Genomic DNA, 21,958 nt, shown 5'->3' with positions numbered 1-21,958 from the left:
GCGTTATGGCTCCATAATGCGGCGGGGTAGGTTCGGGGGCGTGCTTGTTGACGAGCTTTCGACCCCCGCGCTGCTCGTCGAACGGGGGGCGCTGCGGCGCAATCTCGACGCGATGAGTGCCGCGCTCCCCGGGCCCCGGCTGCGCCCGCACGTCAAGGCGCACAAGTGCACGTCGCTCGCGCGCTGGCAGCGGGACAACGGCCACGCCGGCTTCACCTGCGCCACCATCCGCGAGTGCGAGGTCATGGCCGAGCACGGCCTGGGCGGGGACCTGCTGCTGGCCAACGAGGTGGTCGACGCCTCCCGGCTCGGCACGATCATCCGGGACGGCGCGCGCGTCACCCTGGCCGTCGACTCCCGGGAGACGATCGCGGCGGCGTTGCGCGGCAACGTCCTCGAGGTGGTCATCGACGTCAACGTCGGGCTCCCGCGCTGCGGCTGCCCGCCCGAGAAGGCCGGTGAGCTGGCCGATCTCGCCCGCCGCAACGGCCTCGAGGTCCGCGGCGTGATGGGCTACGAGGGCCACCTGATGATGGTCCGGCCCGAGGAGGACCAGCGCCGCATGGTGCGCGAGTCCATGGAGAAGCTCACGGCCGCGGCGCGCGACGTCGGCGGCGAGCTGATCTCCGCGGGCGGCACCGGCACCTACGCGCTCAACGAGTGGGCCACCGAGATCCAGGCCGGCTCCTACGCGCTCATGGACTCCGCCTACGACGAGCTCGGGCACCCCTTCGAGCAGGCGCTGTTCGTGCTGGGCACCGTCATCTCGATCTCCGACGGCTGGGCGGTCGCCGACGTCGGCCTCAAGGCCCTGGGCATGGACCACGGCAACCCGACCATCCCCGGCGCCGAGGTCTGGTTCTGCTCCGACGAGCACGTCACCTTCGCCCCGGGCAGCCTCAAGCTGCGCGTCGGCGACAAGATCCGGGTGGTCCCGGCCCACGTCGACCCGACCGTCGCGTACCACGAGGCGATGTGGCTGGTCGACGGCGAGCACGTGGCCGAGCGCTGGGCCGTCGACATGCGGGGCTGGTGAGGGTGCCGAGGCTGGTCCCGCGCCTGCGCCCCTTCACCTCCACGATCTTCGCGGAGATCACCCAGCTCGCGGTGCGGCACGGCGCGATCAACCTCGGCCAGGGCTTCCCGGACACCGACGGTCCCGCCTCGCTCCTCGCCGACGCGCAGCAGGCGATCGCGACCGGCGCCAACCAGTACCCGCCCGCCCCCGGCCTGCCGGCGCTGCGCGAGGCGATCACCCACCATCAGAAGCGCTTCTACGACCTCGACGCGGGGGACGTGCTCGTCACCGCGGGCGCCACCGAGGCCATCGCCTCCGCGGTGATCGCGCTCTGCGGGCCCGGCGACGAGGTCGTGATCTTCGAGCCCTACTACGACTCGTATCCCGCGGTGGTCGCGATGGCCGGCGCCACCCGCCGCACCGTCCCGCTCCGGGCCCCGGACTTCCAGCCGGATCCCGCCGAGCTGCGCGCCGCCTTCGGGCCCCGCACCAAGGCCGTCCTGGTCAACACCCCGCACAACCCGACGGGTGCGGTCTTCGGCCCGGACACCCTGCGCGCCATCGGTGATCTCGCGATCTCCCACGACGCCGTCGTGATCACGGACGAGGTCTACGAGCACATGACCTTCGACGTGGATCACGTCCCGATGGCCACGCTGCCGGGCATGGCCGAGCGCACGCTCACGATCTCCAGCGCCGGAAAGACCTTCTCGGTCACGGGCTGGAAGATCGGCTGGATCCACGGCCCGGCGGAGCTCGTCGCGGCGGTGCGAGCGGTGAAGCAGTTCCTGACGTTCGCCGGCGGCGCCCCGTTCCAGCCGGCCGTCGCCGGCGCCCTCGCCCTCCCGGACGAGGCCTACGAGTCGATCTCCGGAGACCTCCGCCCGAAGCGGGACCTGCTGGTGGAGGGCCTGCGCCGCACCGGCATGCGGGTCTTCGAGCCGCGGGGCACCTACTTCGTGGTCGCGGACCTGGCGCCCCTGGGCGTGGCCGACGCGGCCGCCTACGCCCGCGAGATGCCGGCGCGCATCGGCGTGGCCGCGGTCCCGGTCAGCGTCTTCTGCGACGACCCCGCCCTGGCCCCCACCCTCCTCCGCTTCGCCTTCTGCAAACGCGACGAGGTCCTGACCCAAGCCCTCACCCGCATTATGGAACCATAACGCGAAAAAGAGGGCCGAAAATTCGCGTTATGGTTCCATAATGCGGCGGGAGGGGTGGGCGAACCGCACCACGACCCATTTCGACGTCGGCGTCCCCGACTCGAGGGCCTGGGAGTCCAGCGGGATCAGCGGGTTGGTCTCCGGGTAGTAGGCCGCGACGCAGCCCTTCGGGGTGTCGTAGGAGACGAGCCGGAAGCCCTCGGCGCGCCGCGTCACCCCGTCCTCCCACTCCGACACGAGATCGACGTGGTCGCCGTCCGCCAGGCCCTGCTCGCGCAGGTCCTCGGGGCTGACGAACACCACCCGGCGCCCGGAGTGGATGCCCCGGTAGCGGTCGTCGAGGCCGTAGATGGTGGTGTTGAACTGGTCGTGGCTGCGCACCGTCTGCAGCACCAGCCGGCCCTCGGGGACGGTCATCACCTCGAGCGGGCTGGTGGAGAACACGGCCTTGCCCACGGCCGTCGGGAAGGTCCGGGTGTCGCGCGGCGGGTGCGGCAGGGTGAACCCGCCGCGCCGGGTGATCTTCTCGTCGTAGGCCTCGCAGCCGGGCACCACGCGGCCGATCCGCCTGCGGATGGTCGAGTAGTCCCGCGCGAAGTCCCGCCACGGGATGCCGTGCCGGTCGCCGAGGGTGGCCGCGGCGATCCCGCACAGGATGTCGACCTCGGAGCGCAGGTGCGGGCTCGCCGGTTCCGCGCGGCCGCGGGAGGCGTGCACCGCGGACATCGAGTCCTCCACGGTGACGCGCTGGACGATCCCGCCGGTGAGGTCCTTCTCGGTGCGGCCCAGGGTCGGCAGGATCAGCGCGTCCCCGCCGGCGGTGAGGTGGCTGCGGTTGAGCTTCGTCGAGATCTGGACGGTCAGGGCGGCGGAGCGCAGTGCGGCCTCGGTGACGTGCGTGTCCGACATGGCCGCGGCGAAGTTCCCGCCGAGCCCGACGAAGACCTTCGCCCTCCCGTCGCGCAGCGCGCGGACCGCGGCGGCGGCGTCGTGCCCGTGCTCGCGCGGGGGCTCGAACCCGAACTCGGCCCCCAGCGCGTCCAGGAACGAGTCCGGCGACCGCTCCCAGATCCCCATGGTGCGGTCGCCCTGCACGTTGGAGTGCCCACGGACCGGGCAGAGGCCCGCGCCGGGCTTGCCGATCATGCCGCGGACGAGCGCGACGTTGACGAACTCCTGGATCGTCGCGACGGCGTTGCGGTGCTGGGTGATCCCCATGGCCCAGCAGTGCACGGTGCGCTGCGAGGTCGCGAGCATCTCCGCCGCGGCCTCGATCTCCTCCCGCGCCAGCCCGGTCGCGGCCAGCACCGCGGTCCAGTCCAGCTCCCGGACGTGCGCGGCCCACTCGTCGAACCCGACCGTGTGCCGGCGCACGAAGTCCTCGTCGACCGCGCCCGCCTCCAGCAGCAGGTGACCGAAGGCCTGCCAGAGCGCGAGATCGCCGTTCGAGCGGATGTGCAGGAACCGGTCCGCCAGCGCGGTGCCCAGCCCGGCGAGGCCCGTGGGCTTCTGCGGGTTGTCGAACTTCAGCAGGCCCGCCTCGCGCAACGGGTTGATCGCGAGGATCTTCGCGCCGTTCTTCTTGGCGATCTCCAACGCCGACAGCATCCGCGGGTGGTTGGTGCCCGGGTTCTGCCCCGAGACGACGATCAGGTCCGCCTCGTGCAGGTCCTGGAGGCTGACCGAGCCCTTGCCGACGCCGATCGTGCGGGCCAGGCCCACCGACGTCGACTCGTGACACATGTTGGAGCAGTCCGGCAGGTTGTTGGTGCCGAAGGCCCGCGCGAACAGCTGGTAGACGAACGCGGCCTCGTTCGACGCCCGCCCGGAGGTGTAGAAGAGCGCCTCGTCCGGGCTCGACAGTGCGTTCAGGTGCTCGCCGACCAGCGTGAACGCGCCGTCCCAGGAGATCGGCTCGTAGTGCTCGGCCCCCGCCCGCCGCACCATCGGATGCGTCAGCCGGCCCTGCTTCTCGAGCCAGTACTCGGTCTGGCGTTCGAGCTCGGGGATCGGGTGGGCGGCGAAGAACTCCGGGCCGACCCGGTCCTTGGTGCCCTCCCAGGAGACGGCCTTGGCGCCGTTCTCGCAGAACTCCGCGGTGTGCCGGTGGTCCTGCGGGTCCGGCCAGGCACAGGACATGCAGTCGAAGCCGTCGACCTGGTTGAGCGTCAGCAGGTTCTTCGCGGTCTTGACCACGCCCATCTGCCGCAGCGCCCTGGTCATCGAGACCTGGACCGCCTTCAGCCCGGCCGCGTGCGTGGCCGGCGGACCGACCTCCAGGCGCGACTCCTCGGCGTCGACGGGCGGACGGTCGTCGGTCGTGGACACAGGGCACCTCCGGTCATTGCTGCCCGCTAGTCTAGGCAGCGACCCGGGTCACAGTATGAGGAACAGCGCCACGATCAGCACGACCACGCAGACCCCGGCGATCACCGCGACCACCTGGCCGGGCTTCGGGCCGGTGCGCCCGCGCGTCCAGCCCAGGGCCTCGGCCGCCTCGTCCACGAGCCGGTGGGCCTCGACGCCCGGATCGACGGCGGCCTCGGCGCGGCGGTCCAGGCGCAGCAAGGACGTGCCGCCGCCGGCGATCTCGTCGAGCGTCTCCCGGCTGTCGGTGATCCGGTAGGTACCGGCGGCGCGGTCGAGCTCGACCCGGTGGGTCAGCCGTTCGCGGTACCGGCGCCCGCGGGCCCGCGGCAGGCCGTCGACCTCGGCGGACAGGGTGAAGCCCGTGTCGTCGGCCTCGACGGTCCAGCCCGCCTTGACGGCCTTCCTGCGGATCCTGGCGACCAGCCGTGCGGGATCGTTCATGCGGCCGGACTCGCGTCCCGCCGTCCGCAGCCGGCGAGCAGGGCCAGGTCGAGGTGCAGCTCGGCGGCCAGTGCGGCGACGGTGAAGAACGCGGGGGTGGGGATGCGGCCGGTCTCGATCTTGCGCAGCGTCTCGGGCGAGATCTCGGCGGCCGCGGCCACCTCGCCGATGCTGCGCGCGCCCCGCGCCTCGCGCAGGAGGGCACCCAGCCGCTCGCCGCGCTCGCGGTCCTCGGGGGTCAGGGGGACTCGGACCATTCCGTCATACTAATACCGGTATTGTTATCTCTCGTGATCGAGCTGAAGACGCCGGGGGAGATCGACGCGATCGACGCCGCCGGTTCCGTGGTGGCCCGGATCCTCGCCGCGGTGCGCGCGCACGCCGCTCCGGGCGTGCGCCCCCGGGAGCTCGACGCGCTGGCCTCGGACCTGATCGCCGAGGCCGGGGCGGTCTCCAGCTTCCGCGGCTACCACCCGTCCTGGGCGCCGACGGGCTATCCGGCCGTGCTGTGCGTGAGCGTGAACGACGCCGTGGTCCACGGCATCCCCGGCCGCCCGAAGCTCAAGGAGGGCGACCTGCTCTCCGTCGACTTCGCGGTCCACCTCGACGGCTGGTGCGCCGACGCGGCGTTCAGCGTCGTCGTCGGATCGGGCAGCGTCGCGGACAAGGAGCTGATCGCGACCACCGAGGCGGCCCTGCAGGCGGGTATCGACGCCGCGCAGCCGGGCGCGCAGATGGGGGACGTCGGGCACGCGATCGCGCTGGTCGCCCGCGCGCCGGGCTACGGGATGCTCGCCGACCACGGCGGCCACGGCGTCGGCCGCTCGATGCACGAGGAGCCGCACGTCCCCAACGAGGCCAAGCCCCGCCGCGGCCTGCGCCTCAAACCCGGCCTGGTCATCGCCATCGAGCCGATGCTGCACGCGGGCGGCAGGGACTCCTACCGCCACGACCGCGACGGCTGGACCATCCGCACCTCCGACGGCAGCCGCGCCGCCCACGCCGAACACACCATCGCGATCACCGAGTCCGGCCCCCGCATCCTCACCCTCGACTAAAGACCCGCGAGTCGGCACTTTCCGCAGGCCGAAACACACGCTGACGACGTCGTCGCCGTCACATTCATGCTCCCGACTCTGCTGATGGCGGGCTCCGCCTGCGCGCCGACTCGCGGGGTGGGTTGTCCCCCTGGGTGGGTGGTCGGGGGCCGGGGGGTCCGGCACGATGGCGACGTGTCCGACGTCGCACCGTTCACGCCCGAGACCTCCGCCGCCATCGCCCGTGCCCGGCAGCACACGGTCGGTGATCTCCTGCGCCGCACCGCGCTGCGGTACCCGGACAAGCTCGCCGTGGTGGCGGGGGAGCGGCGCGCCACCTTCGCCGAGTTCGACGTCGCCGTGAACCGCTGCGCCAACAACCTGGCCGCGCGGGGGCTCGCCAAGGGCGACCGGCTCGCCCTGCTCGGCCACAACTCGTGGCAGTTCGCGGTGCTCGCCTTCGCGACCGCGCGGATCGGCGTGGTGCTCGTGCCCGTCAACTTCATGCTGAACGCCGAGGAGATCGCCTTCATCCTCGGCCACTCCGGCGCCCAGGGCATGGTCACCGAGGACGCCCTGGCCCCGACCGCCGAGAAGGCGATCGCGGTGGCGGGCCTGACCGGCGGGGTGCGCGGCTGGATCGGCACAGCGCCGAAGGGCGCCATCGGCGCTGCGCCGACAGGGGACTGGGAGAGCGTCGACACCTGGATCGACTCCGGTTCCGCCGAGGCGCCGGACGTGCTCGTGGGCGACGACGACCCGTTGCGGCTCATGTACACCTCGGGCACGGAGTCCCGGCCCAAGGGCGTGATGCTGTCGTCGAAGTCGCTGATCACGCAGTACGTCTCCTGCGCGATCGACGGCGGCATGGAGGCCGACGACGTCGAGGCCCACTCCCTGCCCATGTACCACTGCGCGCAGCTGGACTGCTTCTTCTCCGTCGACGTCTACCTGGGCGCGACCAGCATCATCCTGCCGAGCCCGGACGCGGCGACCCTGCTGGAGACGATCGAGCGCGAGAAGGTCACCAAGCTCTTCTGCCCGCCGACCGTCTGGATCTCGCTGCTGCGCCATCCGGACTTCGACACCCGCGATCTGTCCAGCCTGCGCAAGGGCTACTACGGCGCCTCGCCGATGCCCGTCGAGATCCTGCGCGAGCTCGGCCGCCGCCTGCCGGACGTGCGGTTCTGGAACTTCTACGGCCAGACCGAGATGTCCCCGCTGGCCACGATCCTGCGCCCGCACGAGCAGGAGCCGCACGCCGGCTCGGCCGGGCGGGCCTCGCTCAACGTCGAGACCCGGGTGGTCGACGACGAGGACCGCGAGCTGCCCCCGGGCGAGGTCGGCGAGATCGTGCACCGCTCCCCGCACGCCGCCCTGGGTTACTACAACGACGAGGAGAAGACCGCCGCCGCGTTCCGCAACGGCTGGTTCCACTCCGGCGACCTGGGCGTGGTCGACGAGCGCGGCTATCTCGCCGTCGTCGACCGCAAGAAGGACATGATCAAGACGGGCGGGGAGAACGTCGCCTCCCGCGAGGTCGAGGAGGCGATCTACCTGCTCGACGGCGTGGCCGAGGTCGCCGTGTTCGGGATCAGCCACCCGCACTGGATCGAGGCGGTGACCGCCGTCGTCGTCCCCAGGCAGGGGGTGGCGCTGACGGTGGAGCAGGTCGACGCCCATGTCCGCGAGGTGCTCGCCGGCTACAAGCGCCCCAAGTACGTGGTCCTCGCGGAGTCCCTCCCCAAGAACCCCAGCGGCAAGATCCTGAAGAAGGACCTCCGCGTCGAGCACGCCCGGCTCGCGCAGGGCTAGCTGCCGGACCAGATCGCCGGTCGGGTGCCCTCACGCAGATCAGGCATGCGTGAGAGCACCCGCCCGCCGATCACCCCGCCTCACGACTCCCGCGGACCAGCTCGCGGATGCCGGTGGCCGGGCGGCCCAGCAGGGTGGCCAGGTCGTCGCCGGGCGCGGCGAAGAACCCGTCGGAGATCAGCTGCCCGATGAAGGCGGCCTCCCCGGTGGGCGCAACGGCCTTGTGCACCACGGACTTCCCGGTCGCCGACGCGATCTCGGCGGCCAGCTCGTCGTACGTCCACAAGGGACCGCGCAGCTCGAAGGTCCCGGTCTGCCCGCCCGTCAGCACGGCGGAGGCCGCGAGCCCGAAGTCCCGGATGGTCGCGGTGTTGAGCGGCTGCCCGCCGTCCGCCGCGACGAGCTCGCCGGACTCCGCGGCCGCCGCGACGACGCCCTGGTTCACGAACAGGTCCGTGTAGAAGCTGTTGCGCAGCGCCGCGAACGGCACGCCGGACTCGCGCAGCAGCCCCTCCGTGGTGGCGTGGTCGGCGAGGAATCCCGGACCGGTGTCGGCCGAGATCGCGCTGGTGTAGACGATCCGGGCCGCGCCGGCGGCCCCGGCCGCGGTGATCGCGTTGCCGTGCTGGCGCGGGCGGGCCCCGGGCGTGATGTCCGGCGACGACACGATCAGCACCGTGTCCGCCCCGGCGAAGGCCTTCTCCAGGCTCGCGGGGTCCTCGTAGTCGCCCTGGCGCACCTCGATGCCGAGCCCCGCGAGCTTCTCCGGCGTCCGCGCCACCGCGACGACCTCCTCGGAGGGCACGCGGGTGAGCAGGTCGTCCACCACGACCCGGCCGAGCTTCCCGGTCACTCCGGTCACGACGTACATCGCTGTTCCCTTTCGTTGACGACGTCGCTAACCTACGAGCACGTACTCTCTTTTCGTAAGTACGTACCTTGAGGTAAGCACCGGAGGTGGACGTGAGCGTGCAGGTGGAGTCGCTCCTACCGGGCGACGCGTTCGACCAGAACTGCCCGACCCGGGTGGTGCTCGACCACGTGACGTCCAAGTGGGCGGTGCTCGTGCTCGTCGCCCTGCTCGAGGACGGCGAGACGCGGTTCAGCGCGCTGCGCCGCCGGGTGGGCGGGGTCAGCGAGAAGATGCTCGCCCAGACGCTGCGGACCCTGGAGGCGGACGGCTTCCTCTCCCGCCGCGTCGTCCCGGCCACGCCGCCGCAGGTCTCCTACGCCCTCACCGACCTGGGGCGCGGGATCACCGAGCACCTCGCCGGGCTCGTCGGGTGGATCAACGCGCGGATTCCCGAGGTGGAGTCCATTCGGAGAGCAGGTCGGCCAGATCCGGGAGCCCGCTCAGCGTGAGATCGCCGCGCAGCCCGCGCAACGCCGCCGTCTGCGCGCCCGCGCCGTAGCCCGCGGCCAGACCGGGCGTGCTGTCCTCCACGACCAGGCACGCCCCCGGGTCCACGCCGAGCGCGGCCGCGGCGGCGAGGTAGCCCTCCGGGCTCGGCTTGCCCTCGGACACGTCCTCGCTGGTCACCAGCACCCCGGGTGGGGTGATCCCGGCGGCCTCGAGCCGGACGGCGGTGAGCCGGCGGTCCGCGCTCGTGACGATCGCCCAGGGCATCTCGAGGATGTCCAGCAGGCGCAGCAGGTTTCGGGCTCCGGGGACCTCCCGCACGTCGTCGAGATCCGTGTACTGCAGCGCGAGCTGGCGGGCCGCGGCCTCGGCCACCCCGGCGTCGTCGAGATCCGGGCGGAACTCGCGGACGGTCGGTTCGGACGGGCGGCCGTGCGCCACCGTGATCACCTGCTCGGGATCGACGCCGTACTCCCCGGCCCACACCCGCCAGGCCCGCTCCACGGCGGCGTCGGAGTCGACGAGCGTCCCGTCCATGTCGAACAGGATCGCGCGCAGGTCCTCGAGGTCCATGGCGGCACGGTAGCGCGCCGGAATACCCCAGAGGGGTATCAGGTTGGGGCGGACATGATGGACACGCTGAGCTACCGGATGGCCGAGGACTGGGTCGACGGCGGCAGCCCGCTGGAGGCCCTGCACCTGCTGGAGCCGAAGGCCGACGAGCTGCGCGCGAGCGCGAGCGGGTCGCTGCTGCTGGGCCGGGCGTACTACCGCTCCGCCCAGCTGCGGAAGGCGGAGGAGGAGCTGCGCCATGCGGTGGAGCTGGCGCCGGCCGACGCCTACGCCCGCTACCTGCTGGGCCGCACGCTGCAGCGGCAGAGCCGCCACGCCGACGCCCTGCCCCACCTGCGCCTCGCCGCCGCCCAGAACCCGGAGTACGCCGAGGACCGCGACACCTGCGCCGCCCGCCTCGCCTGACCCGTGTGAGCGAACGGCGCTCTCGCTCACACCTAGTGAGCGAGCGGCCCGTTCACCGGACCTCACAGGGGGTTTCAGCCGACGAGGTCGGGGACGGGGTCGGAGCCGGCGGTGGTGGGGGCGGGGTCGTCGAGGAGCGGGCAGGCCAGCCAGGACTCCGGGATGCCGAAGCCGTCGACCAGGAGTCGGGCGTGCGGGCGCAGCTCCGCGCACAGGTCGTTGACGGCCGCGGTGACCGCGCGGGACTCGCTCGCCGTCAGCCGCCCGTGTTCCAGGAACCACGCGCGGTCCCGCTCGATGACCGACAGTGCGTGCAGGTCGCACACCTTCTCCAGCAGCGCGCGCACCGCGGGATCCGGCGTCCGCGCGATGCCGGCCACGAAGGCGTCGACCACGATCCGGTCGACGTGCGCGCGGGCCGCTTCGAGCAGGTGGTCCTGGGCGGCGTTGAAGATCCCGAACTGGTCCGCGCCCTTGCGCAGCGCGGGCCGCAGCCGCCGCGCCACCCCGGCGAGCAGGTGCTCGGCACGGTCGGCGATCAACGCCCGCTGCGCTTCCCGTGAGCGCGGGGTCAGCCGGCGGACCCGGTGGGGCAGCTTGTTCGCGCCGGTCCGCTCGGCCACGGACTCCAGCGCCTGACCCCCGGCGAACCTCGCGAGACCCAGGGGCGAGAGCGCGCCGACCCGCTTGCCGTAGTCGCCGAGCAGCCCCTTGGCGAGCAGTTGCAGCAGGACGGTGTTGTCGCCCTCGAACGTCGTGAAGACGTCGGTGTCCGCCTTGAGCTGCGGCAGCATGTTCTCCGACAGGTACCCGGCCCCGCCGCAGGCCTCGCGGCAGGTCTGGATCGTGTGCGTGGCGTGCCAGGTGGCGATGGCCTTGAGCCCGGCGGCGCGGTTCTCGAGCTCGCGCTGCTCGGACTCGACCGGCGCGGCGCCGGGCCGCTGGATCCGGTCCATGTCCGCGATCAGGTCGTCCTGCGCGAAGGCCAGGGCGTAGGTGGTGGCCAGCGCCGGGAGCAGCTTGCGCTGGTGGGCGCGGTAGTCGAGGACCGCCACCTCCTGCCCCGTCGCCGGATCGGAGAACTGGCGGCGCCGCTCGCCGTAGCGGATGGCGAGGGTGAGCGCCTTCTGCGCCGCGCTGCCCGCGCCGCCCGCCACGCTGATCCGGCCGCGGACGAGCGTGCCGAGCATCGTGAAGAAGCGGCGGTTCTCGTTCTCGATCGAGCTGGAGTACGTGCCGTCCTCGGCGACGTCCGCGAAGTGGTTGAGCAGCGCCTCGCGCGGCACCCGGACCTGGTGGAAGGTCAACCGCCCGTTGTCGACGCCGTTGAGCCCGGCCTTGTGCCCGCAGTCGCCGATCTCGACGCCGGGCGCGGGCTCCCCGTCGACCCGGATGGGGACGAGGAAGGCGTGCACCCCGTGCGAGACGCCGGCGGTGATCAGCTGCGCGAACACCACGGCCATCTGGCCGTCCCGCGCCGCGTTGCCGATGTAGTCCTTGCGCGCCCCGGGCTCGGGGGTGTCGATCACGAACTCCCGGGTGGTCAGGTCGTAGGTGGCGGTGGTGCGCAGGTGCTGGACGTCGGACCCGTGCCCCGTCTCGGTCATCGCGAAGCAGCCGAGCAGGTCGCCGTCCATGATCCTGCGCAGGTACTTGTCGTGGTGACGAGAAGTGCCGAGCACCTGCACGGCACCCCCGAACAGTCCCCACTGCACACCGGCCTTGACCAGCAGCGACAGGTCGCCGTAGCCCAGCGCCATGAACGCCGCGACGACGCCGCCGACGTCGCCCTGCCCGCCGTACTCGGGCGCGAACCCGGCGTGCGGACGGCCGGTGGCGGCGAGCTCGTGGATCAGCTCCAGCACCCGCTCGCGGTACTCCTCGACCGACAGGCCGGGGCGGACGGGACGGAACTTCGCCATCTGGTCGCGGACGTCCGTGCGGACCTCGGCGAACCGGCCGTCGAGGGTGGTGCGGAGTGCTTCCACACTGGGAATCACGGGAGTGCCTCCTCGGTGGGGAGACCGGCGAGACCGGTCCAGGCGAGATGGGTGAGCCGGGCGCCGAGCTCCTCGCGGGTGGTCCCGTCCGGCCGGGCGAGCCAGTCGTCCGCGGCGCCCCGGACCATGCCGACGACGGCGTGCCCCCAGGTCCGCGCGGCCGCGGCCCCGGGCAGGTACCCCCGGATGACCTCGCAGATGTGGTCCCCGATGACGGTCACCAGGTCGGTGACGGGGTCCGCGTCGGCCCCCGGCGTGAGCAGCGGCCGGTGTACCACGAACCGGTACACCTCGCGGTCCGACTCGATCAGGCGCAGATAGGCGTCTATACCTGCGGAGACGGCGGCGTGCGGGCCCTCGGCGAGCGCGCGGCCGGTGGCCTGGCGGATCTGGCCCACGAGCACGTGGGCCACCGCCTGGCACACCGCGACGTACAACCCGGTGCGATCGCGGAAGTGCCGGTACACCGCGGTCTTGCTGGTCCCGGCGGCGGCGGCGACCTCGTCCATGCCGACGCCGGCGCCGTGGGCGCGGATGGCCTCGACGGTGGTGGCGACGAGCTCGGCGCGGCGCTGCTCCCGGTGGGCGTCCCAGCGGGAGTCGCGCCGGTCGCGTGTGACGTCGACCTCCGTCTTCATGGAACCCACAGTACCGGGTACTGTGGGTCGCAGCTACTCACCAGTAGGAGGAACGGCCATGGCGTCAGGCAAGGCCGTCGTGATCGGCGGCAACCGCATCCCGTTCGCGCGCGCCAACGGGCGCTACGCCCGGGCGTCCAACCTGGACATGCTCACCAGCACGCTCGACGGGCTCGTGGCCCGCTACGGGCTGGCCGGCGAGCGGCTCGGCGAGGTGGTCGCCGGCGCGGTGCTCAAGCACTCCCGGGACTTCAACCTCACCCGCGAGGCCGTGCTCGGCTCCCGGCTCGCGCCGTCGACCCCGGCCTACGACATCCAGCAGGCCTGCGGCACCGGGCTGGAGGCGACCATCGCCGTCGCGAACAAGATCGCGCTCGGGCAGATCGAGAGCGGCGTGGCCGGCGGGGTGGACACGGCGTCCGACGCGCCGATCGCGGTGAACGAGGACCTGCGGAAGGTGCTCGTCGCGCTCAACGGGGCGCGGACCCTGCAGCAGCGGCTGAAGGTGCTCACGAAGCTGCGGCCCGGCCAGATCGTGCCCGAGATCCCGCAGAACTCCGAGCCCCGCACCGGGCTCTCGATGGGGGAGCACGCGGCGATCACCGCGCGCGAATGGGGCGTGTCCCGCGAGGCGCAGGACGAGCTCGCCGCCGCCTCCCACCAGCACCTCGCCGCCGCCTACGAGCGCGGCTTCTTCGACGACCTGGTGACGCCGTACCTCGGCCTGACCAGGGACGACAACCTTCGCCCCGACTCGACCGTCGAGAAGCTGGCTCGCCTGAAGCCCGTCTTCGGGAAGGGCGAGGGCGCGACGATGACGGCGGGCAACTCGACCCCGCTGACGGACGGCGCGGCGCTCTCCCTGCTCGGCTCCGAGGAGTGGGCCCGCGCGCACAAGCTCCCGGTGCTCGCCCGGTTCGTCGACGCCGAGACCGCGGCGGTCGACTACGTGCACGGTCGCGACGGGTTGCTGACGGCGCCCGTGTACGCCGTGCCGAGGCTGCTGGAGCGCAACGGGCTCACGTTGGCCGACTTCGACTTCTACGAGATCCACGAGGCGTTCGCCTCCACGGTGCTCGCCACGCTCGCGGCCTGGGAGGATCCCGCCTTCGCGAAGGACCGCCTCGGGCTCGACGCGCCCCTGGGCCCGATCGACCGGTCCCGCCTGAACGTCGTCGGCTCGTCGCTGGCGACCGGGCACCCGTTCGCCGCGACGGGTGGCCGGATCGTCTCCACGCTGGCGAAGCTGTTGCACGAGAAGGGTTCCGGACGAGGGCTCATCTCGATCTGCGCCGCCGGCGGTCAGGGCGTCGTGGCGATCCTGGAGGCGGTCGAGTCATGAGCACCGACGACGTACTTCTTCCCGCGGAGGAGAAATGAGCACCGACGACGTACTTCTTCCCGCGGTCGAGTCATGAGCACCGACGACGTACTTCTTCCCGCGGAGGAGAAATGAGCACCGACCGGTTCCGTGACTTCTCCAACGGGTCGATCGCGAAGCGGCTCGGGGTGCCCCGCATCCCGGTGCTCCGCCGCTACGCGCCCGGCCAGCCGCTCCTCGACGGCCCGGCGCTGGTCGCCGGCGCCGGGCGGTTCGCCAAGGCGGTCAGTGCGCTGCTCGCCGAGGAGAACGTCCCGGTGGTCGAGGCCGCGGAGGCCGAGCCTGCGGGGCCGACCGTCGGTCGCGGGGAGGAGAGGCTCGCCGCGGTGGTCGTGGACCTGACCGGGGCGACGACCCTCGACGATCTCGCCGCGGCCCGGGAGATCCTGCAGTCCGCGGTGCGGAAGCTCGCGCCGTCCGGGCGGGTGCTCCTTCTGGGGCCCGACGCCTCGCAGGCAGCCTCGCGGGCCGGCTCCGCCTCCGCCGGGGTCGAGGCGGCCGCGGTCGCGCAGGCCCTCGACGGGCTCGTCCGCACGATCGCGAAGGAGCTGCGCGCCGGCGCCACCGCGAACCTGCTGGTGGTCGACGCCGACGCGGTGCCCGCCGCCGTCGACAGCTCCGTGCGGTTCTTCCTCTCGGCCCGGTCGGCCTATGTGGATGGGCAGGTGGTCCACATCGGCGTGCCCGTCGGCGCACCGCAGGACCCACCGGCCGTCGACTCGCCCACCGAGAGGCGCCTGGAGGGCCGCATCGCCGTGGTCACCGGCGCGGCCCGGGGATCGGCGCCGCCATAGCGGACACGCTCGCGCGCGACGGGGCCACGCTCGTCGTCGTCGACATCCCGGCGGCCGGGGAGGGCCTGGCCCAGGTGGCCAACCGCACCGGCGGTACCGCGCTGCAGCTCGACATCACCGCGGCCGAGGCGCCGGCGCGGCTGGTCTCCTTCCTGGAGCAGCGCTTCGGGCGGCTGGACCTGCTGGTGCACAACGCCGGCATCACCCGCGACAAGCTGCTGGCCAACATGGACGCCGAGCGCTGGGACGCCGTGCTGAACGTCAACCTGCGCGCCCAGCTGCGGATCACCGAGGCCGTCCTGGCCTCGGACCTGCTGGAGGACGGCTCCCGGATCGTGAGCGTGTCCTCCCAGAGCGGCATCGCCGGCAACCGGGGGCAGGCGAACTACGTGGCGTCCAAGGCCGGGATCATCGGCATGGTGCGGGCGCTCGCACCGGTCGTCGCCGAGCGCGGGGTGACGGTCAACGCCGTCGCCCCGGGATTCATCGAGACCGAGATGACCGCCCACATGCCCGTCGCGACCCGCGAGGGCGGCCGCCGGATCAACTCGCTGCGGCAGGGCGGGCTGCCCGTCGACGTCGCCGAGGCGATCGCGTGGCTCGGCCAGGCCGCGTCCGGCGGGGTCAACGGGCAGATCGTGCGGGTCTGCGGCCAGTCCATGATCGGAGCCTGATGCTGGGCCTCTACGCGAAGGCGGCGGTGGGAGCGGTCCTGCCCGGCCGCGGGACGAGCCTCCCGACGGTGCAGCTCGAGCGCTCGGTCACCCCGACCGTCGCGCAGCTCGCGGACTACGCCGAGGTCTGCGGGTTCGGGCTCGGCGACACCCTGCCGATCCCGTTCCCGCACGTCCTGGGCTTCCCGCTGCAGATCGAGCTGATGGCGGGGCGGTCCTTCCCCCTGGCCCTGCCGGGGCTCGTGCACATCGCGAACACGATCACGGTGCACCGCCCGATCGGCCTCGGGGAGCGTCTCGACATCCGGGTGCGCGCGGAGCGGTTCGCCGCGCACGCCCGCGGCGCCCAGGTGGACCTGGTGACGGAGATCGACGTCGACGGCACGCGGGTCTGGGACGGCCGCAGCACCTATCTCGCCCGGGGCGCCCAGGCACCGACGGGCGTGGCGGGCATCCTGCCGGAGCCGGAGGCGCCGGAAGGCCCCGCGAGCGCGGTCTGGCGGGTGCCCGGCGACATCGGCCGCCGCTACGCCGCGGTGAGCGGGGACGTGAACCCGATCCACCTGAACCCGGTGACCGCCAAGGCCTTCGGCTTCCCACGGACCATCGCGCACGGCATGTGGACCGCCGCCCGCGCCCTCGCCTCCCTGCAGGGCCGGACCCCCGACACCGCGACCTACACCGTCCTGTTCCGCAAGCCCCTCGTGATCCCGTCCACGGTGGAGCTGGTCACGGAACCCGGCTGGACCCTCGCGGTCCGCGACCGCAAGGGCTCCGCCCACCTGGTGGGAGCGATCACGCCCTCGCGGTGATCATCAGGACCTCACTGTCGGATGATCAGGAAAAATTCGCACTGACGTCCTGGTGATCACCACGGAGTTCGTTCACCACTGCGAGCGGGCGGCGACGGGCACGGATCACCCGGGCGGGGGCGGCGCCCGGGACGGGGACTCGCCCGTTCGGCCTACACTCCGCGCATGTCGGACCGAGAGCTGCGGCCCGGGCGTCCCGTGCTGGGGCTGCCCGTCCGCCTGCTGCTCTCCGGCGTCGTGGCCTGCGCCAACATCGGTGGGGCACTGATCGTCTTCGTGCTGGCGGCCTGGGTGGTGCCCACGGGCTCGGTCGCCGATCCCGGCGCGGTCCGGCTGCTCAACGTGGCGGTGTTCGTGGGGTTCGTGCTGGTCTCGACGCCGCTGGGGGTCGTGTTCGGGCATCTGGCCTTCCGGCTGCGGGGGCGTGCGGCCCGGCGCGACCCGGCCCGGCGCGCCCGGTACCTGGTGGTCTACGGGCCGTTGCGGATCGTGCGGGTGCTGGCGGTGCTGTGGGCCGGTGCGGTCGTCCTCTTCGGTCTCCTCAACCTGCAGTTCTCGCCGCGGCTCGCGCTGTCGGTGGCCGAGACCATCACCATCGGCGGGATCGCCACCTGCTCGCTGTCGTTCCTGCTCGGCGAACGGATCCTGCGCGGCGCGGCCACGCGGATCCTCGCCGGCGAGCCGCCGCGGAGCCGCGCGGTGCCGGGTGTGCTGCTGCGGCCGGTGCTGTTCTGGGCGCTGGGCACGGCGGTCCCGGTGATCGGGCTGCTCGTGGCGGGCGTCTCGGCGCTGGCCTTCCGCGACGTCAGCGCGGAACGGCTGGCCGCGATGATCCTCGCGATCGGTGGGGCGGCGCTGCTGGCGGGGCTGCTCACCACCATCGGCGCCGCCCGGGCGGCCGCGGACCCGGTGATGGCGGTACGCCGCGCGATGCAGAAGGTGGAGAGGGGCGATCTCGACGTCGTCGTGCCCGTGTACGACCACACGGAGCTGGGCCGGCTGCAGGCCGGCTTCAACACGATGGTCGCCGGGCTGCGCGAGCGGGAGCGGATCCGGGACCTGTTCGGGCGGCACGTGGGCCAGGAGGTCGCGCAGGCCGCCGCCGCGGCGGAGCAGGTCGAGCTCGGGGGCGAGGTCCGCCGGGTCGCGGTGCTGTTCGTCGACCTCGTCGGGTCGACGGCGATGGCGGCGGAGCGGCCGCCGGCCGAGGTCGTCGACGTCCTGAACGGGTTCTTCGCCGTCGTCGTCGAGGTGGTCGAGGCGCACGGCGGCTGGATCAACAAGTTCGAGGGCGACGCCGCGCTGGCGGTCTTCGGCGCCCCCACCGAGCTCGACGACGTGGCGGGCCGCGCTCTCGCGGCCGCCCGCGAGCTGGCGGAACGGCTGGCCGGGGGACCGCTCGCCGCGGGGATCGGGGTCTCGGCGGGCGACGCCGTGGCCGGCAACGTCGGCGACCCCCGTCGCTACGAGTACACGGTGATCGGGGACCCGGTGAACGAGGCCGCCCGGCTCACGGACCTCGCGAAGTCCCGCGGCGGCGTGGCGGCGTCCGGCGCCGCGGTCCGGCTCGCGGAGCCGGCGGAGGCGGCCCGCTGGGAGGTCGGGGACCCGGTCGTCCTGCGCGGCCGGACCGCACCCACCCCGGTCGCCGTGCCCCTGCGGGCAGGCAGCCCTAGCGACCGTCCACGCTGACGGGAACCGGGACGTTCCCCCTGGTGGCGCCGGTGACCTCGCGCGCCAGCTGGTCGACGGGCAGGGGTCGGCGGCGCGTGACGGTGGCGGCGGCGACCCCGGGCAGGTGGACGAAGGGATAGTGGTCGGAGAGCCGGTTGACCCGGACGCAGGCCTCGGCGCCGAACCGGTCCACGTCGGCCGGGGCCCACGAGGGCAGGACGGCGAGGAAGTCGTCGCGGCCCAGCCGGACCACCTTGTCGACCTCGCCGAGCATGTCCGCCACGCAGTCCGCCACACCGTGCAGCGCCGCCAGCTCCGCCCGCAGGCCGTGCCGGGCGCGCAGGTCGGACACCCCGAAGACCCGCAGCAGGACCAGGCCGATCGGGAGCGTGCCCTCGCCGAGCCCGCGGGTCCAGCGGTCGAGGAAGCCGACGGTGTGCAGGCCCGTGCGGGGGTCGCGGTCGTGGCCCTCCTCGAGGGCGTCGGCCAGCCGTTCCTCGGCGGTGAGCCGGAGCCGCTCCGCCTGGTCGACCCGCTCCGTGAGGAAGCGCAGCGGCGCGTCCCACTGGTCCTGCGCGAGCGGCTCCGGCACCGCGACGACGTCGCCGAGCACCCGGTCGATCGCCGCGACCGTCTCGTGCGGCAGGCGCAGCTGGGAGCGCAGCCGCAGCACCTGCCGGTAGGCGTCCTCGCGGCGGAACGACCAGCGCCCGCGGAACTGGCGGCCGGCCTCCAGCGTCGGTGCGCCCGAGCCGACCCGCTCGAGGTCGCGGGCGACGAGCGTCGCGCCGCCGTGCGGGCCCAGGACCGTCACGCTCCACTCGCGGGCGAGGGGGTCCTGCGCGTCGACCAGCGCGTGGCGCACGCCCGGGGGCAGCCGCGGCGGCAGGTCCTCGGCCAGCCCGACGATCGTCAGCGCGCCCGAGTCGGCGATGCGCCGGTAGACTTCGACCTCGCGTTCGAAGTAGGACCACTTCTGGAACATCGCGATCACCACGAGGGGTTCGCCGGGCGGGCCCGCCATGGCGAAGCGCTCGATGGCGTGCGAGATCTCGACCAGCAGGCGCTTGCCGTAGAGCCTGCCCGCCTCATCACGTGCAGTGATCGTCACTCGACGGAGGGTAGCGAACGCCCGCGGGCGTGCGCGTTCAGGTCGGCTCTGCGACTTCCGCCCCTGTAGCGTCCCCGAACGAGTACCCGATCGAGTATCGGCCCGGGGAGGAGGTCCCGACGTTGGCCAGGCCCCGCGACGAGGATGTGCGCGTGCCGATCCTGACGGCCGCCTTCAGCTGCGTCGGCCGCAAGGGTGTGTCGGGGCTCTCCGTCCGCGAGGTCGCCCGCCTGACCGGGCTGAGCACCGGCAGCGTCACCCACCATTTCCCGACGCGGCGCGACCTGCTCCACAGCGCGATCGACTTCGGCTTCGAGCGGCTGGTCCCCGAGCTCGGCGCCCTGGAACCGGGCACGGGCCTCGGTGTGTTGCTGGAGCACTACGACCTCTCCGACGCGGCCCGGCGCAGCTGGTGGCGGTTCGTCTTCGCCCTGATGTTCGAGGCCGAGTCCAGCCCGGACATCGCGACGCGGCTGGAACAGGGGTGCCAGGTCGGCATGGACCGGTGGCGCACCGTGCTGGAGCAGGAGCGAGAGCTCGGGCGGGTGCGCGAGGACGTCGACGTCGGGGAGGCGGCGCGCACGCTCGTCGCCGTGGGCAACGGTGTGATCCTCGCCCAGCTGATCATGTCCGCCGATGCCGGGTCGGCGGTGGCGGACCTGGCGGGGGCCGTCCACTCGCTGCGCCCGCACCCGGAGCCCGCCGCCCGCTAGGTGTGCTCCGTCAGGCGACGACGACGTTCGCCATCATCGCCATGTCCTCGTGCTCGAGGTTGTGACAGTGGAAGACGTACCGGCCGGGATAGCGGCCGAACCGGATCGCGATGGCCGCCTCCTCGGCCGGGCGCAGGTCGAGCGTGTCCTTCCAGCCGGCGTCGAACGGCCCGGGGCCGTCGATGCCCCGGGAGAGGACCTGGAACGGCTGCAGGTGCAGGTGGATCGGATGGTGGAAGTCCGTGACCAGGCGCCAGATCTCCACGCTCCCCGCCCGGACGCTCGCCGCGGCGGTGTCCGGGGTGAACGGCGCGCCGTTGACGAGCCAGCCGCGCATGCCGCCGATCCGGCCGCTCCGGAACTGCATCGTCCGGGTGGTCACGGCCTCGGCGGGATCGATCGGGTCGACGGTCGAGAGCCGGTCCGGGATCCGGTAGGGCGGTGCGGTGGCCGGTCCGACGCGGAACTGCGCGACCTCCGACGTGCGGTCGCTGCCGAAGTCGTTCACCAAGCGGACCACGCTGCCGGGGCGGTAGCCGCCGAAGTCGACCAGCAGGTCGAACCGCTCGGCCGGGGCGAGCTCCACGTGGTCGTGGACGGCCGGGGCGGCGAGCAGCCCGCCGTCCGAGCCGATCTGGACGAGGCCGCCGGGTGGGGGCGGGTCGAGGCGCAGCGAGAGGCGGCGGGCGTTGCAGGCGTTGAGGATCCGCAGCCGGTACGTCGCGCCGTCGACCGTCGCGACCGGCCAGGGGGCACCGTTGACCAGCATGACGTCGCCGAGCACGCCGGCCACGAACCCGTCGCCCACGCCGGGGATGCGGGTGAGCGTGCGGTCGACGCTCGGGTAGAGCAGCGACCCGTCGGCGCCGAAGCTGCGGTCCATGATCATCAGGGGGAGCTCGCGATCGCCGGACGGCAGGCCCAGCGCGTCCTCCTCGTCGTCGCGGACCAGGTGGAAGCCGGCGAGCCCACGCCACACGCTCGGACCGGTGAAGTCCATGCGGTGGTCGTGGTACCAGAGCGTGGCGGCCCGCTGGTCGACCGGATACGTGTAGGTCCGGCTCCCGTGGCTGACGTTCCCGGCCATCCCGCCCATGTCCATCGAGGACATGCCGGCGGGGTGGACGTAGTCGGTGGGGTAGCCGTCGCTCTCCTCGGGGACCTCGCCGCCGTGCAGGTGGACCACCGTCGGCACGGGCAGCCGGTTCGTGTGCGTGACGACGGTGCGCCGCCCGCGCCTGCTGACCAGCGTCGGGCCGGGGAAGGTGCCCTCGTAGCCCCAGATCTCGGTCGGGGGGCCGGGCAGGATCGCCGCCGTCGCCCGCTGCTGGGTGATCTCGTAGAAGTCGGTGTCGGCGGAGCGGCGCACCGGCTGCAGGACGCGCGGCACCGCCAGCGGCCGGACGAACGCCGGGGGGAGCGGGGCCGTGCTGGGCACCAGGTTCCCGGTCGACGAGGAGCCGCTCGCCCCGACCGCGAACGGGATCCCCACCGCCAGGCCGATCCCGGCCACGAGCCCGGTCCCGAGCACCGCGCGCCTGCTCACGCCGCCCATCGGAACCTCCACGCCCACACGGCGATCGCGGCGGCACACAGGATCGTCAGCACCCCGAGCGGCACGTGGAGCGTCAGCGCCCGCTCGAACCCGAACACGATCTGCAGCGCGACCATCCCGAACACCCCCAGCGTCGCCGCCAGCGGCAGCCACGGGCCGCGCCCCGGGCGCAGGACGAGTACGGCGGCGACCAGGGACACCAGGACGCTGATGCCGGCGTAGGTCGCGTTCTCGCGGTGGACGAGCAGCGAGTCGTAGGTGCCGGACAGGAACTGCCCGGCGAAGACGGCCTGGTCGAACAGCATCACCGCCGCCACCGTGCTCGTGATCCGGAAGGCCCAGCCGGGCCACGGGACCGTCATGGGACCCCCCTCTATTAGATTCATATGAATCTGATCCATGTGAATCTAACAGGCCGCTGCTAGCG

General features: G+C 73.0%; 22 protein-coding genes. 12 read left to right on the top strand and 10 right to left on the bottom strand.

The genetic code is table 11. The features are described 5' to 3' along the window. Nucleotides 1–40: 40 nt before the first annotated feature. Nucleotides 41–1,036, top strand: coding sequence for an alanine racemase (locus tag ABD324_RS31820; RefSeq protein WP_344425690.1), 996 nt, complete (start codon nt 41–43; stop codon nt 1,034–1,036). Continuing rightward, nucleotides 1,033–2,178: a pyridoxal phosphate-dependent aminotransferase gene (locus tag ABD324_RS31815; RefSeq protein ID WP_344425687.1), complete on the top strand. Its 1,146-nt coding sequence runs from the start codon at nt 1,033–1,035 to the stop codon at nt 2,176–2,178. Before ABD324_RS31820 ends, ABD324_RS31815 begins: the two co-directional genes overlap by 4 nt. Before the next feature lie 27 nt (nt 2,179–2,205). Here ABD324_RS31815 and ABD324_RS31810 read toward each other — a convergent pair whose 3' ends face one another. From ABD324_RS31810 to ABD324_RS31800, 3 genes are read right to left on the bottom strand one after another with little or no spacing between them, the layout of a single operon-like run. Next, nucleotides 2,206–4,506, bottom strand: a complete 2,301-nt coding sequence (locus ABD324_RS31810; protein WP_344425684.1) for an FdhF/YdeP family oxidoreductase — start codon at nt 4,504–4,506, stop codon at nt 2,206–2,208. A 48-nt stretch (nt 4,507–4,554) separates the two neighbouring features. After that, the gene (locus ABD324_RS31805; RefSeq protein WP_344425681.1) at nt 4,555–4,989 is read right to left on the bottom strand and encodes a hypothetical protein; all 435 of its coding nucleotides are present in this window, start codon (nt 4,987–4,989) and stop codon (nt 4,555–4,557) included. After that, entirely contained in the window at nt 4,986–5,246 is a 261-nt protein-coding gene (locus tag ABD324_RS31800) for a helix-turn-helix domain-containing protein (RefSeq protein WP_344425678.1), read from the bottom strand. Before ABD324_RS31800 ends, ABD324_RS31805 begins: the two co-directional genes overlap by 4 nt. 33 nt (nt 5,247–5,279) lie before the next feature. Between ABD324_RS31800 and map the strand changes: the two genes are divergently transcribed. Together map and ABD324_RS31790 are read left to right on the top strand one after the other, a co-directional pair. Next, entirely contained in the window at nt 5,280–6,047 is a 768-nt protein-coding gene (gene map / locus ABD324_RS31795; protein ID WP_344425675.1) for a type I methionyl aminopeptidase, read from the top strand. 174 nt (nt 6,048–6,221) lie between these two features. After that, nucleotides 6,222–7,841, top strand: a complete 1,620-nt coding sequence (locus ABD324_RS31790; RefSeq protein ID WP_344425673.1) for an acyl-CoA synthetase — start codon at nt 6,222–6,224, stop codon at nt 7,839–7,841. Between the two features lie 70 nt (nt 7,842–7,911). Here the strand turns inward: ABD324_RS31790 and ABD324_RS31785 are convergent, their stop codons facing one another. After that, complete coding sequence (locus ABD324_RS31785; protein ID WP_344425670.1) at nt 7,912–8,712, bottom strand: NAD(P)H-binding protein; 801 nt, start codon at nt 8,710–8,712, stop codon at nt 7,912–7,914. Between the two features lie 92 nt (nt 8,713–8,804). Between ABD324_RS31785 and ABD324_RS31780 the strand changes: the two genes are divergently transcribed. Further along, nucleotides 8,805–9,203 (top strand): winged helix-turn-helix transcriptional regulator, encoded by a 399-nt coding sequence (locus ABD324_RS31780; protein WP_344425667.1) that lies wholly within the window; start codon nt 8,805–8,807, stop codon nt 9,201–9,203. On the opposite strand, the gene ABD324_RS31775 is transcribed toward ABD324_RS31780, so the two are convergent. Then, a complete protein-coding gene (locus ABD324_RS31775; RefSeq protein WP_344425665.1) occupies nt 9,130–9,774 on the bottom strand; it encodes an HAD-IA family hydrolase in 645 nt (214 codons plus the stop codon). The genes ABD324_RS31780 and ABD324_RS31775 overlap by 74 nt on opposite strands. 54 nt (nt 9,775–9,828) lie before the next feature. Here ABD324_RS31775 and ABD324_RS31770 point away from each other — a divergent pair, with 54 nt between their 5' ends. Beyond that, on the top strand, nt 9,829–10,179 hold the full coding sequence (locus ABD324_RS31770; protein WP_344425663.1) for a hypothetical protein: 351 nt from the start codon (nt 9,829–9,831) through the stop codon (nt 10,177–10,179). 74 nt (nt 10,180–10,253) lie between these two features. On the opposite strand, the gene ABD324_RS31765 is transcribed toward ABD324_RS31770, so the two are convergent. Next, nucleotides 10,254–12,179 (bottom strand): acyl-CoA dehydrogenase family protein, encoded by a 1,926-nt coding sequence (locus ABD324_RS31765; protein ID WP_344425661.1) that lies wholly within the window; start codon nt 12,177–12,179, stop codon nt 10,254–10,256. Beyond that, on the bottom strand, nt 12,176–12,817 hold the full coding sequence (locus ABD324_RS31760) for a TetR/AcrR family transcriptional regulator (RefSeq protein WP_344425659.1): 642 nt from the start codon (nt 12,815–12,817) through the stop codon (nt 12,176–12,178). Before ABD324_RS31760 ends, ABD324_RS31765 begins: the two co-directional genes overlap by 4 nt. Before the next feature lie 58 nt (nt 12,818–12,875). On the opposite strand from ABD324_RS31760, the gene ABD324_RS31755 reads away from it, so the two are divergent. The 5 genes from ABD324_RS31755 (at nt 12,876) to ABD324_RS31740 (ending at nt 18,170) form a co-directional block, all read left to right on the top strand. Next, nucleotides 12,876–14,159: an acetyl-CoA C-acetyltransferase gene (locus ABD324_RS31755; protein WP_344425657.1), complete on the top strand. Its 1,284-nt coding sequence runs from the start codon at nt 12,876–12,878 to the stop codon at nt 14,157–14,159. A gap of 110 nt (nt 14,160–14,269) precedes the next feature. Continuing rightward, a complete protein-coding gene (locus tag ABD324_RS37430; protein ID WP_425565944.1) occupies nt 14,270–14,992 on the top strand; it encodes an SDR family oxidoreductase in 723 nt (240 codons plus the stop codon). After that, nucleotides 14,977–15,666 (top strand): SDR family oxidoreductase, encoded by a 690-nt coding sequence (locus tag ABD324_RS37425; RefSeq protein ID WP_425565947.1) that lies wholly within the window; start codon nt 14,977–14,979, stop codon nt 15,664–15,666. The genes ABD324_RS37430 and ABD324_RS37425 overlap by 16 nt, the downstream gene beginning before the upstream one ends. Next, nucleotides 15,666–16,478 carry a MaoC/PaaZ C-terminal domain-containing protein gene (locus tag ABD324_RS31745; RefSeq protein WP_344425655.1) on the top strand — a complete coding sequence of 271 codons (813 nt, stop codon included), beginning with the start codon at nt 15,666–15,668 and terminating at the stop codon, nt 16,476–16,478. The genes ABD324_RS37425 and ABD324_RS31745 overlap by 1 nt, the downstream gene beginning before the upstream one ends. A gap of 165 nt (nt 16,479–16,643) precedes the next feature. After that, entirely contained in the window at nt 16,644–18,170 is a 1,527-nt protein-coding gene (locus ABD324_RS31740; RefSeq protein ID WP_344425653.1) for an adenylate/guanylate cyclase domain-containing protein, read from the top strand. On the opposite strand, the gene ABD324_RS31735 is transcribed toward ABD324_RS31740, so the two are convergent. Beyond that, the gene (locus ABD324_RS31735) at nt 18,151–19,263 is read right to left on the bottom strand and encodes a DICT sensory domain-containing protein (protein ID WP_344425650.1); all 1,113 of its coding nucleotides are present in this window, start codon (nt 19,261–19,263) and stop codon (nt 18,151–18,153) included. The two genes, ABD324_RS31740 and ABD324_RS31735, sit on opposite strands and share 20 nt — an antisense overlap. 152 nt (nt 19,264–19,415) lie before the next feature. On the opposite strand from ABD324_RS31735, the gene ABD324_RS31730 reads away from it, so the two are divergent. After that, complete coding sequence (locus ABD324_RS31730) at nt 19,416–19,976, top strand: TetR/AcrR family transcriptional regulator (RefSeq protein WP_344425647.1); 561 nt, start codon at nt 19,416–19,418, stop codon at nt 19,974–19,976. A gap of 10 nt (nt 19,977–19,986) precedes the next feature. Here ABD324_RS31730 and ABD324_RS31725 read toward each other — a convergent pair whose 3' ends face one another. Together ABD324_RS31725 and ABD324_RS31720 are read right to left on the bottom strand one after the other, a co-directional pair. Continuing rightward, on the bottom strand, nt 19,987–21,531 hold the full coding sequence (locus tag ABD324_RS31725) for a multicopper oxidase family protein (protein WP_344425717.1): 1,545 nt from the start codon (nt 21,529–21,531) through the stop codon (nt 19,987–19,989). Beyond that, nucleotides 21,519–21,893 carry a hypothetical protein gene (locus ABD324_RS31720; protein WP_344425644.1) on the bottom strand — a complete coding sequence of 125 codons (375 nt, stop codon included), beginning with the start codon at nt 21,891–21,893 and terminating at the stop codon, nt 21,519–21,521. Before ABD324_RS31720 ends, ABD324_RS31725 begins: the two co-directional genes overlap by 13 nt. Nucleotides 21,894–21,958 lie beyond the last annotated feature (65 nt).

It is taken from the genome of Pseudonocardia ailaonensis (assembly GCF_039531635.1).
Taxonomy (GTDB): Bacteria; Actinomycetota; Actinomycetes; order Mycobacteriales; family Pseudonocardiaceae; genus Pseudonocardia; species Pseudonocardia ailaonensis.
The sequence above is the reverse complement of the archived record's forward strand: the minus strand, read 5'-3'. Positions and strand labels throughout refer to the sequence as shown.